The sequence below is a fragment of the Arthrobacter sp. JUb119 genome, assembly GCF_024807995.1.
Taxonomy (GTDB): Bacteria; Actinomycetota; Actinomycetes; order Actinomycetales; family Micrococcaceae; genus Glutamicibacter.
This window is the reverse complement of the sequence record NZ_JANUFE010000001.1, coordinates 18,131-33,569: the sequence shown is the minus strand read 5'-3', so window position 1 is coordinate 33,569 and position 15,439 is coordinate 18,131. Positions and strand designations below refer to the sequence as shown.

The window sequence follows — 15,439 nt, the reverse complement described above, 5'->3', positions numbered from 1 at the left end:
TCTAGACGCCTTCCAGCAAGATCGCGGTGCCTTGGCCCACGCCAACGCACATGGTGGCAATGCCCAGCTTGCGCTGCTCGGAAGCCAGCTCCCGTTCCATGCGGCCCAGCAGGGTGATGACAATGCGGGAACCGCTGGAACCCAGCGGGTGGCCCAGCGAGATGGCGCCGCCGTCGCGGTTGACGATTCCTGCATCGACCCCCAGCTCGCGCATGCTGGCCAGGGACTGGCTGGCGAAGGCTTCATTGATTTCCATGACACCGATCTGGTCAATGCCCAGTCCCGCGCGTTCAAGTACCTTGCGGGTCGCCGGGACCGGTCCCATGCCCATGATTTCTGGTTCCAGGCCCGCGGCCTGCCCGTCGACGATTCGGGCGCGCGGCGCCAGTCCGTACTTCTTGATGGCCCGTTCGGAGACCACGAGGATTGCCGACGCTCCGTCGTTCAGCGTCGACGCATTGCCAGCAGTGACGACGCTTCCTCCCTTGACTACTGGGCGCAGGGCGGAAAGCACATCCATGGTGGTCCCTGGCCGTGGCCCCTCGTCGGTGTCCACGATGCTCTCTGCCTTGCGTCCCTTGACAGTGACCGGAACGATTTCATCGCGGAAATGCCCGGCCTCGATGGCGGCAATGGCCTTGGCGTGGGATTCGACGGCGAACTGGTCGCAATCCTCACGCGAGATGTTGTAGACGCGGGCGACTTCCTCGGCGGTTTCCGGCATCGAGAAGGTGGCTTTGCCATCGCGCGAGTACTGGCCGGAGAGGAATTGCGGGTTGGTGAAGCGCCAGCCGATGGAGGTGTCGAAGGTTGCTCCCGGCTTGGCGAAGGCCTTGGAAGGCTTTTCCATGACCCAAGGTGCCCGCGACATGGATTCGGTGCCGCCGGCGATCACGATGTCCGCGGCGCCGGCCTTGATCATGTGGCTGGCCATAGTGATGGCGCTCATGCCCGAGGCGCAGAGGCGGTTGACCGTGATGCCCGGGACGGTCACGGGCAGGCCGGCCAGCAGCGCAGCCATGCGGGCAACATTGCGGTTCTCTTCGCCCGCGCCGTTGGCGTTTCCGTAGATGACTTCGTCAACGTCGGCCGGATCGATGCCCGCGTCTTCAATGACTCGGCGAATAGTCAGCGCGGCCAGGTCATCGGGGCGCACAGCACTGAGCGCACCTCCATAACGGCCTACCGGCGTGCGTGCTCCACCTACGAGAAATGCCTCGGTCATCTGTGCTCCTTATGCCAAAATGATTAGTGACCCTCAACACCTAAACTTACCGACCATTCGTTCAATAATAAAGTCGCGGGTCGCCGGATTTTCACAATTGAGCATTTCCAGGCCGCCGGGACCACATGGCCGGGCCACGGGCCAACCCCCGTTCTGTCCGCAATTGCGGGCAATCAATTCCATGTCAGTGGTTGATTTTAGAAATTGATTCGAATAGCCTCTGGTATTTAACCGACTCCGGGGAACTCCCGGATCGTGGACCGCGGCCAAGGCGATGAATTCCTATCTGGCCTTAGGGCGATCGGTCGACGGAAAGCTGAAAACAACGGAGCAGCAATGCAACCGGAACATAGCCAGCCAAACGACAACTCGAATGCACATAATTTCGCTCCCGACCTGGACCATGACATCGGGCCGGACATGAACACGCAAGAAGGCCGGCAAGAAGTTCGCAAGGCCACTGCGGCATCTGCCATGGGCAACATGACCGAGTGGTTCGACTACGGTGTCTATGCCGTGGCCGTCACCTACATCACCGCCCACTTCTTCCCCACCGAGGGCGGCACCTTCATGGCCTTGGCCACCTTCGCCCTCTCCTTTCTGGTCCGCCCGATTGGCGGCCTGGTCTGGGGCCCGCTGGGCGACAAGCTGGGGCGCAAGAAGATCCTGGCCTTGACCATCATCATGATGTCGCTGGCCACCTTCCTCATCGGCATCCTGCCAACCTTCGAAGCCATTGGCGTCGCCGCGCCAATCCTGCTGGTTCTGCTGCGCATGATCCAGGGCTTCTCCACCGGTGGCGAGTACGGCGGCGCGGCAACCTTCATGGCCGAGTATGCGCCGGATCGCAAACGCGGCTTCTTCGGTTCCTTCTTGGAATTCGGCACCTTGGGCGGTTTCGCCCTCGGCACCGCCGTGATGCTGGGCCTGCAGGTGGTGCTCAGCGAGGAAGCCATGATGGCTTACGGCTGGCGCATCCCATTCTTCCTCGCTTTGCCCATGGGCCTGATCGGCCTGTACCTGCGTAGCAGATTGGAGGACACGCCGGTCTTCCAGGAGATGGAAGAATCCGGCGAAGCCCAGCAGGGCGGGTCGCTCAAGGAACTGGTGTTCACCTACTGGCGCCCCATGCTGACCATGACCGGACTGGTCATTGCGCTGAACGTCGTGAACTACACGTTGCTCAGCTACATGCCGACGTACCTGGAAACCCAGTTGGGGCTGGACCCCAACGCTTCGCTGGCCACCATCCTGATCGGCGAGGTGGCCATGATGGCCGTAATTCCATTTGCGGGCTCGCTTTCGGACAAGGTCGGACGCAAGCCAATGTGGTACGCCTCAGTCATTGGCCTGTTCGTCTTGGCAGTACCGATGTTCTGGCTGATGGGCAAGTCCTTCGCCTGGGCCATTGTCGGCTTCGCCGTGCTGGGTCTGCTCTACATTCCGCAGTTGGCCACGATTACCGCGACGTTCCCGGCGATGTTCCCTTCGCAGGTGCGCTTCGCAGGATTCGCGATTACCTACAACATCGCTACGGCGGTCTTCGGCGGCACCGCCGCGATGGTCAATGAAGCGGCCATCAATGCCACCGGTTTCCTGCTCTTCCCGGCCATCTACATGATGGCAGCGTGCGTGATTGGTGCGATCGCCATCAAGTTCATGCCGGAGACCGCCGGCGCTTCGCTGCGCGGCACCGCGATTCCCGATGCCTTGGACACCGGCATCCTCGCTGCGGTGCAGCGCGATGAAAACCGAACGTCCTGAGCCATCCAGCCGCCAAGGGGGCGCATCAGTTGAACTGCTCCCTTTAGCGGCTGGCGCATAATCGCTGACGGCCTAGAAATCAATGCCCGGCCGGGCGTGCTTGCGAGCAAAATGCCATCCGCCCCACAACAGCAAGGCGAACACCGGAATTGTGGCGATCGTGTACAGCCCCACCGGGAAGACCTCGCCGTTTTCCCCGGTCAAGGTATCGAAAGAAATCAGGACGGTGATAACCAGCAAGGAAATCAATCCGACCCAACCGGTAATGGGCGACCCGGGCATGGGCAGCGAGGAAACAGAGCCCTTTTTCTTGCGCAGCATGAGCTGGCATCCGAAAATCGAGGCCCAGGTGAACAGCACGCCGATGGATGCGGTATTCAAGGCAAGGTCGAAGGCGAAGGAATCTCCGAGCCAGATGTTCAGGATGACGCCGGCAAGATAGACCACGCCCACGGTGATAATGCCGGTCGAGGGAACAAAGTGCTTGTTCATCTTCGCGAGCCACTGCGGAGCATGCCCATTGCCGCTCATGGTGCGCAGGATGCGGCCGATGGAATACAGGCCCGAGTTGCACGAGGACAGCGCAGCGGTAATCACCACCAGGTTCATCGCGCTGCCAACCCAGCCCAGGCCCATCTTCTCGAAGACCGTGACAAACGGGCTGACCCCGGATTCGTATTCGTTCCATGGCAGCACCATGGCCAGCAGGGAGACGCTGCCTACGTAGAAGACCAGGATGCGAACAACCACCGCACGGATTGCCGATGGAACTTCCTTTTCCGGGTTCTCCATCTCGCCGGCGGCAATGCCCACCAGTTCAATGGCGTTATAGGCGAAGATCACCGAGTTCAGGACCAGGATGCTGACGAAGAAACCACGGGGGAACATTCCGCCCTCGCCGTTCTCATCGCCGATGAAGAGGTTGGCCACCGACGCGGTGTGGTCTCCCACCTGTGCGTTGGTCACCACCATGTATGTCCCCACGGCCAGGAACAGGACGATCGCGGTCACCTTGATGCAAGCTGCCCAGAACTCGAATTCTGCGAAAGCCTTGGCGCTGAAGAGGTTGATGGCCACCAGCAGCAGCAACGCGCAGAACGCGGAAACGGTTACCGGAACATTCGGGAAGAAATACTGGAAGTACAGGCCGATGGCGATCAGCTCGGCAATGCCGGTCATGATCCAATTCAGCACGTACATCCATCCGGAGATGAAGGCGCCCTTGGGGCCGAAGAGCTCAGCCGCATACGAGACGAAGGAACCGGAAGTCTGGCGGTACATGATCAGTTCGCCCAGTGCCCGCATCAGCAGGTAGGCCAATGCGCCAGCTACCAGATAGGACAGCACCAGCGCCGGACCGGTCGAGGCCAGGCGCCCGCCGGAGCCCATGAACAGGCCCACACCGATGGCTCCGCCGATCGCGATCATCTGGACGTGGCGGCGGCTCAGGGATTTCTTGTAGCCCTCGGCACTGATTTCCGGGGTTGCCGGGCGATGCTGACCAGATGGCATAGATGAACTCCTGACCTACGGACGCGTTCAATGAATCCGTGCAAAAATCGTGAAATGAATCCGGTGATTCACTGGATGGTCCAAGTCGTACGGGCGGGGATTCCACGCGCAACCGCGAGTCGGGCCGTGAAAAGTCTACTCCTCCTTTCTTAGAGTTCCGGACGAAACCGACTAGCATTCATAGGGTGAGTAGCCTGAATAATTCCGCATTGCCCGAGAAGGTCTCCGATGTCTTCGATCCAACGCGCTGGCGCGTGGTCGAGGGATTCGACTTCACCGACATCACTTACCATCGCCAGGTCCAGCGAGCCGACGATGGAAGCATCGTGCGCGACCTTCCGACCGTGCGCATCGCTTTCGACCGCCCCGAGGTGCGCAACGCCTTCCGCCCGCACACCGTGGACGAGCTGTTCCGCGCCATGGATCATGCCCGCATGACCAGCGACGTGGCCACTGTCCTGCTGACCGGCAATGGCCCCTCGGAAAAGGACGGCGGACACGCATTCTGCTCCGGCGGCGACCAGCGCATCCGTGGCCGTGACGGCTACCGCTATGCCGAAGGCGAGACCCGCGAATCCATCGACCCGGCGCGTGCCGGGCGCCTGCACATCCTGGAAGTCCAGCGCCTGATGCGCACCATGCCCAAGGTTGTCCTCTGCGTCGTCAACGGCTGGGCTGCCGGTGGCGGCCATTCGCTGCACGTGGTCTCGGATCTGACCATTGCCTCGAAGCAGAACGGCAAGTTCAAGCAGACCGACGCTACCGTCGGTTCCTTCGATGCCGGATACGGTTCGGCATTGCTCGCCCGCCAGGTCGGGCAGAAGACCGCCCGCGAAATCTTCTTCCTTGCCCGCGAGTACTCGGCCGATGACATGGTCCGCATGGGCGCCGTCAACGAGTCGGTAGAGCACGAACGCCTCGAAGAGGTGGCCCTGGAGTACGCAGCCGACATCGCCCGCCAGTCCCCGCAGGCCATCCGCATGCTGAAGTTCGCTTTCAACTTGGCCGATGACGGCTTGGCCGGCCAGCAGGTCTTCGCTGGCGAAGCCACCCGCATGGCGTACATGACTGATGAGGCAGTAGAAGGACGCGACGCGTTCCTGGGCAAGCGCGACCCGGATTGGTCCAACTACCCTTACTACTTCTAATCTTCCGCGACGGAACGAGGACCGGATATGGACAGACAACTCTCTGAACTGCTCGCAGCCTTGGCCACGGCGGCCAATGACGGGGGGCCGGCCGTTGAGGTATTGCTCGATGAGAGCAACCCCAACGGCTGGCGCATCGAGTACTTGGCACCACAGGACCTGCCAGGTTTCGAGCAGCCCATGGCAGTGGTGCGGACTTCCGGTTCCACCGGCCGGGCCAAGCGCACGGTGCTCAGCGTTTCGGCGTTGGCATCCAGTGCGCAGGCCACGGCCGAGTTCCTCGGCTTCGAAGGCCAGTGGCTGCTGGCCTTGCCGGTGCACTATGTCGCGGGACTGAGCGTGCTGACGCGTTCATTGTTCGCCGGCACCAAGCCCGTGGTGATGGACACCGAGGGCAGCTTCTCGGCCACGGCATTCACCGAAGCCGCCAATCAAATGATCGACTCCCGCCGGATCACCTCGCTGGTTCCAACCCAGCTTGCCCGGCTGCTGGATAACCCGGCGCCGGAAACCTTGCAGGCGCTGAAGCGTTTCGACGCCATCCTCTTGGGCGGCGCGCGAGCCAGCAAGGACCTGCTGGTCAGCGCCCGACACCATGGGCTGAAGATTTTCCAGACCTATGGGTCCTCGGAAACTTCCGGCGGCCTGGTCTACAACGGCACGGCCCTTCCCGGCGTGCAGCTGGCAGCGCATGAGGGGCGCATCTGGGTCGCCGGCCCCATGCTCGCCGACGGATACGCCAACTCCCCCGAAGCCACCGCCGAGCACTTCATTGAACGCGATGGTGTCCGCTGGTACGTCACCGATGACCTGGGCACCGTTGAAAAACAGCGCTTGAAGATCATTGGACGCATCGATGATGTGATCAATACCGGGGGCATCAAGCTTTCGGCATCGAAGATTGAAGGGCTGCTGGAAGAATTCTTCACGCAGGCAATCGTGGTCCCGGTGCCCGATCCGCAATGGGGCCACAGCGTTGGCCTGGCCTATGCGGGCCCGACCAATACCGCCGATGCCTTCGAAGCGGTGCGCCGGACCTTGGGCAAGGAAGCGGTGCCCAAGCACGTGCGCCACTACCCTCTTGGCTTGCCGCAGCTGCCTAATGGCAAGTTCAATCGACAACTGGTCATCGAAGAACTAGGCGTTCGCGACTAGTCTCGATTCGCCTTGCACGCCTAATCGCGGGAAACTAGAGGGTACGAGTTTCCGCTTGCCCTGAAAGGACAGAAAGTGGCCACACTTTCCCAGTGGGTTTCTGGGGCGCGTTTGCGCACCTTGCCTATCGTCATTGCCCCGGTTGTCATCGGTACCGCAGCCGCGCTGGGCGAAACTGGAACCGTTCATTGGTTCCGTTTCGTCTTGGCTCTGCTGGTGGGCCTGCTGCTCCAGGTCGGAGTGAACTACTCCAACGACTACTCGGACGGCATCCGAGGCACCGATGACGAACGCGTCGGCCCGCTGCGCCTGACCGGTTCCAAGCTCACCGAGCCGAAGAACGTGCGCAATGCCGCTTTCGGCTGCTTCGGGCTAGCCGCCATCTTCGGTCTGGTCCTGGTCATCATTTCTTCCTCGTGGCCGCTGCTGCTGGTAGGCGTCGCCGCGATCTTCGCCGCTTGGGGCTACACCGGCGGCAAGAACCCCTACGGCTACCGTGGCTTGGGCGATATTTACGTTTTCATCTTCTTCGGCTTGGTCGCCACCTTGGGTACCACCTTCACCCAGATCAACCAGCTGACCATGGCTTCGCTGTGGGGTGCCATCGGCACCGGCCTGATTGGCTGCGCCCTGCTGATGGCCAATAACGTGCGAGACATTCCTACCGATAAAGAGGTGGGAAAGATTACCTTGGCTGTGCGCCTTGGCGAACACAATGCCCGCTTGAGCTACGTGCTGATGCTGACGGTAGCCATCCTGCTCCCCTTGCTGGCCACCAGCGCCTTCCCGTGGATGTGGCTGATCCTGCTCACCTTCGTTCCTGCAGTGGCTCCATCGCTGCTGATGCTTCGCGAGCAGCAGCTGCCAAAGCTGGTGCTGGTGCTCAAGCAGACCGGCATGGTCAATGTCGTATATGCGGTGCTCTTCTCCTTGGCTATCGCCATCGAGGTTTTGGCCTAGCCACCGCTGCAGAAGGAAAAACGAGATGGGCTGGCCGGATCAATTGATCCGGCCAGCCCATCTCGTTAATTGTTCTGCCGGCCATGCGTGAATGGCTGGCTATGCAGTTCGAGGTGAACCTGCGTGGGGAAATTTACTCGGCGCCAGGGGTCTGCTTGCGCTGTGATTCGTCGAATTCATCCTCAACGGCTTCATCAGCTAGCTGCATCCTGGTCTTGTTTGCCGAGGTCTTGCTGAAAGCGTTGCGGATATCTTCGTTCGCCTTTAGCCGAAGTTTATTGAAGAAAAGGTAGGCCACCGCGAAGGCCACGACCAGGCCAATGATTCCGGAAACGAAGATTGGCCACTTCATACCTAACCAGAGGCCCAAGAAAACGGCTAGGAATATGCCTAGGCGGATAACGGTATATTTCACAAACTGCATAGTCTCAATTCTACCGGTGAACCTGTGAACAGGATTATCACTAGAATGGAAGCATGGTCCGCTTATTGATTTTCGCCGCAGTGGTTTCGGTTGCTTTGACGATTTATACCCTGATCGAATGCGCTCGTGCAGAGCGCCGCAGCATTCGTTCATTGCCTAAGCCTGCGTGGATTGCGGTCGTCATCCTCCTTCCGCTAATCGGAGCCGGTTTGTGGTTCCTCCTAGGTCGCCCTGTTGCGTCAAATGGCACCCCTGCGCAGAAGTCCATGGCTCCGGACGACGATGAGGATTTCCTGCGCCAGCTGGAGGTCTGGCGCCGCCAGCAACAGCGTGAAGCCGACTCGAAAGCGCGTGAGCAAGACCTCACTAAACGTGAAGACGTGCAGAAGGCCGATGGCGAGAAACCAGCCAAGCCTGAGGCCAAGGAACCGAAGCCAGGTGCAGAACGCAAGAACAAGCCAGAAGGCACCGACAGCTCTTCGTCTGAAACCGAATAACCCCCTAGTACTGCCGGGATCCCGGCAACCAGCCCAGCACGCGTACCAGCGCCGCTGGGCTTTTTCATGCCTCGTGGAAACTTCGGGCACTCTTGCAGGCGGCCAGGGACGCGGGGCTTCCTCTACGGGCGCTGGAGGGGCGGACGGGGGCAGGCGCCGGTCTGTGCCCCTGCACTTGAGTACCAGGGCCTGCAACGAACGCTTAAAGTACTGCGAGCGGCCTCCCCGCTAAAGGGAAACCGCTCGCAGTGCTGGATTCTTAGGAACTAGACTCCGGCGTAGGAGTGCAGACCGTCGAAGAAGATATTCACGATGGTGAAGTTGAAGACCACGCACAGGAAGCCGATGATCGACAACCAGGCCGAGCGTGGGCCCGTCCAGCCACCGGTGGCACGGGCGTGCAGGTAGCCTGCGTAGACAACCCAGATCACGAAGGACCAGACTTCCTTTGGATCCCAGCCCCAGTAGCGGCTCCAAGCGGCCTCAGCCCAGATCGCACCAGCGATGACAGTGAAGGTCCACATCACGAAGCCAATGGTGTTGATGCGGTAGGCGAAGTTCTCCAATGCGCCGGCACCTGGCACCACGCGCATGAAGGGCAGCTTGTCGTCCTGGCCAGCGGCCAGCCGGTTCATGCGAGCATGCTGTACCAGCTGCAGCACATTCATGGCGAAGCTGATGGCGAACAGTGCCGACGCCAGGACGGCGATGGAGACGTGAATGACGATCCATGGCGACTGCAGGGCAGGAACGAGGTGGCCAACCGGTGTCGGGAAGCCGATGGTGGCACCGCACAGCATCAAGGTGACCAGGCCGGAGATGAAGGATCCCATGAAGCGCAGGTCCTTGAAGATCAGCACCAGCAAGAAGACCAGAGCCACCAGGAATGCACCGGTGGACAGGAACTCGTACATGTTGCCCCAGGGCACTCGGTGCGCGGCTATCGCACGGGAAACCACGGCACCGCCGTGCAGGGCAGCGGCCAGCCACATCAGCACCACGGCAATGCGAGCCGTGGGGCGCTTGGCCGACAACTGCGTGTACTCCATCTTGTCGGTCACGATATGCTCGCCGACGTTGTCGGCACGCACAGCGGCACCCCGGCGCGAACGGGGCTTGGTGCCCACGGCGCCGCCGGCGCTAACCAGCAGTTCCTCGTCGCGCTTGAGCGCTTCGGAATCCATTTCGCTGATGGACTTGTTGGTCTTTGCCAGGTCCAAGGCGAAAATGATGAAGACCACTCCGTAGACCATGGCGGCCAGCAGCATGAACAACTGGCTGTATTCACCCAGCGTTTCATTGATTGGCGCTAATGCCCCAGCGTTATCCATTTACTGCTCCTTGGTTCTGCTCCTGGCTTGCCAATGGCCAAGCCTTGTCAAAGATCTTCTGTAGTTCTGCAGCTTCGCGTTCCAGACGCGGATCCTCGCCACGTGCCAGCAGTGCGTACTCGATACTACGCTTGCCGTTTTCTTGTTTCAGCTTCACCCAGACGCGGCGACGCGGGGTGAACAGCGAGACCGCAAGGCCGATCAGCGCCAGACCTGAGAAAATGCCGATTGGCAGCTTGCCCGGGTCATGATTGATGTCCAATGCAACGAAGCGCTTGAGGTCGTCAAAGGTAATCGAGCCCTTGCCGTCGGGCAGCTCGTAGGTCTGCCCCGCTTCGAGGATGATGCCGCCGGCATCCAAATCACGGCTGTTCAGCGGTTCCATCTTCTCCGTGTCCAGCACGAACACGTTTTGCGGGTTGCCGTCGTCAAGGCCCAGATCCCCGAAGTACGAGTTCAGGTGCAGCTGGGGGTTGATGGCGTTGGGATCGCCCGAGATGCCGAAGCCGTTCTCATCCACCAGTGCGGTTGGCAGCAAGAAGCCCTGGAAGCCCAGCTGCGATGGCTCGGCGTCCGGAACCTTCAGCACGAACATCGAGGTGTAGACCGAATCCTGCGGAATGGAAACCGCCGGGCCGGAATAGGAGACATTGCCGTTGCCATCCTTGACGGTGATCACCGGGGCGTAGCCATTGCCGACCAGGTACACGTCACCGCCGCTGATCCGCAGCGGATGGTTGACCTTCAGCTCCTGCTTCACTGGCTCGGCATCGGGCGATTCGCGCACCTTGACGTGGGCGGTGAAGTCCAGCGGCTGTCCGAAATGCGATTCGGATTCGCGGTCGAAGATGATGTCGAATTTGTCCAGCGTCACAGCAAAGGGCGGCAAATTATCGGCATTGAAGCCGGTGCCCGGGGTGAAGGAGTCGTAGGCCACCAGCGAATTCACGAAGGTCTCCCCCTCGACAACCACGCGCTGCCCGGTGTAGCCCAGGGCTCCGCCGATCGCGGCCGAAGCCAGTACGCCCATCAGCGAGATGTGGAAGAGCAGGTTGCCGATTTCGCGGGTATACCCGCGCTCTGCGGCAACCGAGGCCCCGGTGGCATCCTCGCGGCGCTCGACACGGTAGCCGCGCTTCTTCAGGATCCTGAACGAATCCTCGATGACCTGCTGGTCATCGGGCGTATCCGTCTCGCCTTCCAGAATTTCATGCGAGCTGTACTGGGGAAGTCGTTCCAGGCGCACCGGGGTCCTCGGCGGCGGGGTGCGCAAGGCTTTGGCGTGCTTCTTCACACGCGGGATGATGCAGCCAATCAGCGAGACGAACAGCAAGATGTAGATCGCGGAGAACCACACCGATGAATACACTTCGAACATCTGGAAGCGATCCAGCCATGGACCAGCGGTGGTGTGCTGTTCCAGGTACTGGGCTACAGATTCGGGGTTGGCGTCGCGTTGCGGGAAGATCGATCCCGGTACCGCAGCGACGGCGAGCAGCAACAGCAAGAACAAGGCTGTTGGCATCGATGTCAGCTGGGTCCAGATCCAACGCATGGAACCCATGAATCCCAGAGCAGGCGCGTCGCCAGTTCCCTTGGAATTCCGTTGTTGTTTCGCCATTAAATTGGCAACCTCACTTCATTGGCAAACCAGTTTTGCAGTTCTGCTACCCATGTTCCCCACAGACCGGTCACCATGACCAGTCCCAAGGCAATGAGTAGTACCCCGCCCAAACGCATGATGAAAACCTGGTGCTTGCGGAAGAACGCCAGCGCCTGCATGCCGCGCTGCAACCCCATTGCAATCAGGATGAAGGGCAAACCCAATCCGAGGCAATAGAACACAGTCAGGAGCGTTCCACGCCCTACGTTCGCGTCCACACCGGTGGACATGATCAGTACCGCACTCAAGGTGGGGCCGATGCACGGTGCCCACCCCAGGCCGAAGGTCAGCCCCAGAACCGGGGCACCCCACAGGCCTGCAGGCGGTTTCCTGTGGATCTTGCGGTCACGCTGCATCCAGGAGAAGCCGCCCATGAACACGATGCCCATGAAGACCACGACCAGGCCCAATGCCTGGGTGACCCAGGAGCCGTTGAACCTGAGCCACGCGGAGGCCTGGCTGAAAAGCACGCCCGCTGCGATGAAGACCACGGAGAATCCCAGGACAAAGAGCAGTACGCCGGAGACCACGCGGCCGCGCCGGTGCTCCTTCAGATCCGCACCAGTCAACCCGGTGACGTAACCGAGGTAGCCCGGCACCAGCGGCAGGACGCAAGGCGAAAGGAAGGAGACCAGCCCGGCCAGCAGTGCTACTGGGGCAGCCAGCAGCAACGACCCGTCCAGGACGATGTCGGCAAAGGGATTAGTGGTCACTGATCAGCTCACAACTCTTCGGTCAGAGCGGAGTCGATCAATGACTTCAGGGTGCCAGGCTCTACGGCACCGATCACGCGGGCACGGACACGGCCCTGGCGGTCCAGCACCAAGGTGGATGGAACCGCTTGCAACGGGACGTACTTGGTCATCGCCAGCTGGATGTCCCCGGAGGTATCCTGTACCGACTCATAGGGAATCTCGAAAGTGCGCTCGAAGGCCTTCGCCGCTTCGGCTTCATCGCGTACGTTGACGCCAATGAATTCGACTTTCTCGCCGAAGCCTTCAGCGATTTCCTTCAGATCCGGTGCCTCGATGCGGCACGGAGCGCAGGCGGCATACCAGAAGTTCATGACTACGGGCTTGCCCTGCCACTGCGTGAAGTCGATATCGGTGCCATGGTAGGTGGTGGCCTTGAGGGCAACCGGTTCGCTGCGCTTGGAAACTTCGTACTCTTCCACGGCGCCGTCGCCAGCGATGTAGTTCTTGCCGTCGCCGCTGTTTGCTTGCGCGGTCAGCGCATCTTCCTTGCCGCTGCAGGCAGCCAAGGGCACCACGGCGGCGGCAACCATGAGCGAACGCAACATGGTGCGGCGGCTCAAGTGGCGAGGATTAGGCACAGGATCTGTCATTTTGCTTTAGGCTCCAGGGATATTCGCCGCGCCGGCAAGCAGCTCGGGGCACGGTTCGGTGTAACGCACGGAGACCAATTCGTCTCCCTCAAAATCAAAGCTGGTGATGGAAGCCAGGGTGCACTCGCGCTGGCGCGGATCGTGCCACAGCGGCTTCTTCTCGGCGGCGCGGCGCGTAACCCAGATCGGCAGCTGGTGGCTGACGATAATGACTTCCGCTCCTTCGCCGTGCTCGGCGAGGGCGGCCTTGCGGTGCTCATCCATGGCCAGGCGCATGCGAGCAACCTGCTGGGCATATGGTTCGCCCCATGAAGGCTTCAGCGGGTTGACCAGCAGCGGCCAGTACTTCGGCTGACGCAGGTGCTCCGCAACCTTGGACAGCCCTTCCAGCTTGTTGCCGGCTTCGATAACCCGCTCGTCGGTGTGGACCTGCAGATCCAGAGCATTGGAGGTCGGCGCGGCTGTCTGCTGGGCTCGCAGGAGCGGTGAGGCCACCAGACGCACCACGTTGCCGCCTTCTGCTTGGCGCTTGGCAAAATATTCTCCTGCCCCATCGGCCATCTGGAATCCGAGTTCCGAGAGCCCGAAGCCGGGGATCCTGCCGTAGAGCATACGGTCAGGGTTGAAAACTTCCCCGTGGCGCAACAAATGGACGGTCGATAAAGGCATGCCTCCAGTGTCTCAAATATTCGGTGCAAATTAGCCATATTGTGGCCACCGTCAACTATTCACAGGACACGCATTGGAATCCCATATGGAAAAACCATCCTTTCGGAGGGGTTGCTCACAATCGACTGCCACTACGCTTAGTCAATAAGACAGTTCGACCAGAAGGACGCATCATGAGCGACAACGATCCTAACCAGCCGGGCCAGCCCTACAACCCGGGCCCTTCCGGCCAGGGTTCATCGCAGAACCCGTACGGCGAAAACCCCTACGGCCAGCAGCCCTCGCCGTACGGCCAGAACCCGTACGGCCAGAATCCGAATCCTTACGGGCAACCGCAGGCACCGGGCTACGACCAGTATGCCCAGCAGGGAGGTTACGCCGGCGTGCAGCCGCCGACCGAGCGGCCACGGACCTTGGCTATCGCCTTTGGCTTGATCATGCTCGCGGGCATCTTCAGTGCCCTCGCCAGCTGGCTGATGACCAACTCCAACATGATGGCCAACATGATTGGCCAGCAGTGGTCGCTGGTGCAAGAAGAGTTCCAGAACCAGATGCAGAGCACCCCGGGCATGGAGCAGGATCCACTGGTTGAACAGATGATGGCAAGCCCTGAGGCCTTCATGGCCCAGGTCAATTCCATGATGTCGACCTTCGTGATTATCTCCATGATCATCACCTTGGCCCTGTATTTCCTGGTGGGCTTCTTCGTTGGCCGCGGCGTGGGCGCCATGCGAATTATCGCCACGATCCTCGGTGCGCTTTCACTGCTGAATCTGGTGACTATCGTTCCAATGATCAGCATGTTCGCTGACACTCAAGCCGGAATTATCAACGCTGTCTACGTTGTGGGCATCTTGTTGGGCATTGCAGGCGTGGTCTTCGCCTGGTTGCGCCCTTCTTCGCAATACATTGCGCAGCGCCGCCAGGCTCGCCTGGCCGGCTTCCGCTAAACGCATGGCCGAGCCTCTTCGCGAGGCCCTGCAGGGACAATAAAGGCGTAGCCGCTCCATCCACCCAAGGGATGACGCGGCTACGCCTTTTCTCGTCTGCGCGGCTTCAGCCTTGAACGGCGAGGTATGCCAGGATCTGCAATTCAGTGGAAAGATCAACGCGCCGCAGGTTCATGCCCGCGGGTACGCGAAGCGGCATCGGTGCGAACGAGAGCACCGAGCGGACCGAAAGCGCGGCCAGTTCGTAGACCAGGTCCTGCGCAGCATCGCCCGGAATTGCCAGAACAGCGATGTTGATTTCTTCGCGTTCAACCACTGCGGCCAAGTCCGCGATCGCTTCCACGTGCAGCTCGCCGACCGGGCTGCCGACCAGTGCGGGGTCGATATCCAGGATCGCCTTGACGTTGAAGCCACGAGTCCTGAAGCCTGCATATCCGCTGAGCGCGCGCCCCAGGTTACCGGCGCCGAGGATGGCCACACGCCAGTCCTGGTTCAGGCCGAGGGTGCGGCTGATATGTTCTGCCAGTTCGCGGACCACGTAGCCCACCCCGCGGGTTCCGTAGGAACCCAACCAGGAAAGGTCTTTGCGCAGGATGGAGGGGTTCACTCCAGCTTCCTTGGCCAGCACCCCGGAACTGGTGCGTTCCAGGCCCTGGGCTTCCAAGGCGTTCAGCGCGCGCAAGTACTGGGTCAGTCGAGCCAGCGTGGCCTCAGGCAGGACCCGGGCTTCAAGCTCTGACATCTTCGTTCTCCCGCACTTTTCGGTGCTCTTGAAGAGCACAACGCATTTTCATTT

15 protein-coding genes are annotated in these 15,439 nt (G+C 60.8%); 6 read left to right on the top strand and 9 right to left on the bottom strand.

Annotated elements, in window-relative coordinates:
• Position 1 precedes the first annotated feature (1 nt).
• Positions 2–1,225 (bottom strand): thiolase family protein, encoded by a 1,224-nt coding sequence (locus M2368_RS00165; protein ID WP_426733766.1) that lies wholly within the window; start codon positions 1,223–1,225, stop codon positions 2–4.
• 336 nt (positions 1,226–1,561) lie between these two features.
• Here M2368_RS00165 and M2368_RS00160 point away from each other — a divergent pair, with 336 nt between their 5' ends.
• A complete protein-coding gene (locus tag M2368_RS00160) occupies positions 1,562–2,989 on the top strand; it encodes an MFS transporter (RefSeq protein WP_332728231.1) in 1,428 nt (475 codons plus the stop codon).
• Positions 2,990–3,061: 72 nt separating this feature from the next.
• Here M2368_RS00160 and M2368_RS00155 read toward each other — a convergent pair whose 3' ends face one another.
• On the bottom strand, positions 3,062–4,501 hold the full coding sequence (locus M2368_RS00155; protein WP_105656944.1) for an amino acid permease: 1,440 nt from the start codon (positions 4,499–4,501) through the stop codon (positions 3,062–3,064).
• Between the two features lie 185 nt (positions 4,502–4,686).
• On the opposite strand from M2368_RS00155, the gene M2368_RS00150 reads away from it, so the two are divergent.
• The 3 genes from M2368_RS00150 (at position 4,687) to M2368_RS00140 (ending at position 7,764) form a co-directional block, all read left to right on the top strand.
• A complete protein-coding gene (locus tag M2368_RS00150; protein WP_402695857.1) occupies positions 4,687–5,649 on the top strand; it encodes a 1,4-dihydroxy-2-naphthoyl-CoA synthase in 963 nt (320 codons plus the stop codon).
• Between the two features lie 27 nt (positions 5,650–5,676).
• Positions 5,677–6,804 (top strand): AMP-binding protein, encoded by a 1,128-nt coding sequence (locus tag M2368_RS00145; protein ID WP_105656945.1) that lies wholly within the window; start codon positions 5,677–5,679, stop codon positions 6,802–6,804.
• A gap of 75 nt (positions 6,805–6,879) precedes the next feature.
• Entirely contained in the window at positions 6,880–7,764 is an 885-nt protein-coding gene (locus M2368_RS00140) for a 1,4-dihydroxy-2-naphthoate polyprenyltransferase (protein WP_105656946.1), read from the top strand.
• Between the two features lie 133 nt (positions 7,765–7,897).
• On the opposite strand, the gene M2368_RS00135 is transcribed toward M2368_RS00140, so the two are convergent.
• Complete coding sequence (locus M2368_RS00135; RefSeq protein ID WP_105656947.1) at positions 7,898–8,188, bottom strand: DUF4229 domain-containing protein; 291 nt, start codon at positions 8,186–8,188, stop codon at positions 7,898–7,900.
• A gap of 53 nt (positions 8,189–8,241) precedes the next feature.
• Between M2368_RS00135 and M2368_RS00130 the strand changes: the two genes are divergently transcribed.
• On the top strand, positions 8,242–8,685 hold the full coding sequence (locus M2368_RS00130) for a PLD nuclease N-terminal domain-containing protein (RefSeq protein ID WP_105656948.1): 444 nt from the start codon (positions 8,242–8,244) through the stop codon (positions 8,683–8,685).
• 266 nt (positions 8,686–8,951) lie between these two features.
• Here the strand turns inward: M2368_RS00130 and ccsB are convergent, their stop codons facing one another.
• The 5 genes from ccsB to M2368_RS00105 are packed head-to-tail and all read right to left on the bottom strand — an operon-like array spanning position 8,952 to position 13,693.
• Positions 8,952–10,016, bottom strand: a complete 1,065-nt coding sequence (gene ccsB / locus M2368_RS00125) for a c-type cytochrome biogenesis protein CcsB (protein ID WP_105656949.1) — start codon at positions 10,014–10,016, stop codon at positions 8,952–8,954.
• Positions 10,009–11,637: a cytochrome c biogenesis protein ResB gene (gene resB, locus M2368_RS00120; RefSeq protein WP_133833583.1), complete on the bottom strand. Its 1,629-nt coding sequence runs from the start codon at positions 11,635–11,637 to the stop codon at positions 10,009–10,011. The genes ccsB and resB overlap by 8 nt, the downstream gene beginning before the upstream one ends.
• On the bottom strand, positions 11,637–12,392 hold the full coding sequence (locus M2368_RS00115; RefSeq protein ID WP_105656951.1) for a cytochrome c biogenesis CcdA family protein: 756 nt from the start codon (positions 12,390–12,392) through the stop codon (positions 11,637–11,639). The genes resB and M2368_RS00115 overlap by 1 nt, the downstream gene beginning before the upstream one ends.
• Positions 12,393–12,400: 8 nt before the next feature.
• Positions 12,401–12,994 carry a TlpA family protein disulfide reductase gene (locus M2368_RS00110; RefSeq protein ID WP_332485937.1) on the bottom strand — a complete coding sequence of 198 codons (594 nt, stop codon included), beginning with the start codon at positions 12,992–12,994 and terminating at the stop codon, positions 12,401–12,403.
• A 36-nt stretch (positions 12,995–13,030) separates the two neighbouring features.
• Complete coding sequence (locus M2368_RS00105; protein ID WP_105656953.1) at positions 13,031–13,693, bottom strand: histidine phosphatase family protein; 663 nt, start codon at positions 13,691–13,693, stop codon at positions 13,031–13,033.
• A gap of 173 nt (positions 13,694–13,866) precedes the next feature.
• Between M2368_RS00105 and M2368_RS00100 the strand changes: the two genes are divergently transcribed.
• Positions 13,867–14,643, top strand: a complete 777-nt coding sequence (locus M2368_RS00100) for an AI-2E family transporter (RefSeq protein ID WP_105656954.1) — start codon at positions 13,867–13,869, stop codon at positions 14,641–14,643.
• 106 nt (positions 14,644–14,749) lie between these two features.
• On the opposite strand, the gene M2368_RS00095 is transcribed toward M2368_RS00100, so the two are convergent.
• Positions 14,750–15,424, bottom strand: a complete 675-nt coding sequence (locus tag M2368_RS00095; RefSeq protein WP_286134124.1) for a redox-sensing transcriptional repressor Rex — start codon at positions 15,422–15,424, stop codon at positions 14,750–14,752.
• Positions 15,425–15,439 lie beyond the last annotated feature (15 nt).

Coding starts and splice junctions, on each gene's coding strand:
- M2368_RS00165 (WP_426733766.1), bottom strand. CDS start 1,225: ATGACCGAGGCATTTCTCGTAGGTGGAGCACGCACGCCGGTAGGCCGT.
- M2368_RS00160 (WP_332728231.1), top strand. CDS start 1,562: ATGCAACCGGAACATAGCCAGCCAAACGACAACTCGAATGCACATAAT.
- M2368_RS00155 (WP_105656944.1), bottom strand. CDS start 4,501: ATGCCATCTGGTCAGCATCGCCCGGCAACCCCGGAAATCAGTGCCGAG.
- M2368_RS00145 (WP_105656945.1), top strand. CDS start 5,677: ATGGACAGACAACTCTCTGAACTGCTCGCAGCCTTGGCCACGGCGGCC.
- M2368_RS00135 (WP_105656947.1), bottom strand. CDS start 8,188: ATGCAGTTTGTGAAATATACCGTTATCCGCCTAGGCATATTCCTAGCC.
- M2368_RS00130 (WP_105656948.1), top strand. CDS start 8,242: ATGGTCCGCTTATTGATTTTCGCCGCAGTGGTTTCGGTTGCTTTGACG.
- ccsB (WP_105656949.1), bottom strand. CDS start 10,016: ATGGATAACGCTGGGGCATTAGCGCCAATCAATGAAACGCTGGGTGAA.
- resB (WP_133833583.1), bottom strand. CDS start 11,637: ATGGCGAAACAACAACGGAATTCCAAGGGAACTGGCGACGCGCCTGCT.
- M2368_RS00105 (WP_105656953.1), bottom strand. CDS start 13,693: ATGCCTTTATCGACCGTCCATTTGTTGCGCCACGGGGAAGTTTTCAAC.
- M2368_RS00100 (WP_105656954.1), top strand. CDS start 13,867: ATGAGCGACAACGATCCTAACCAGCCGGGCCAGCCCTACAACCCGGGC.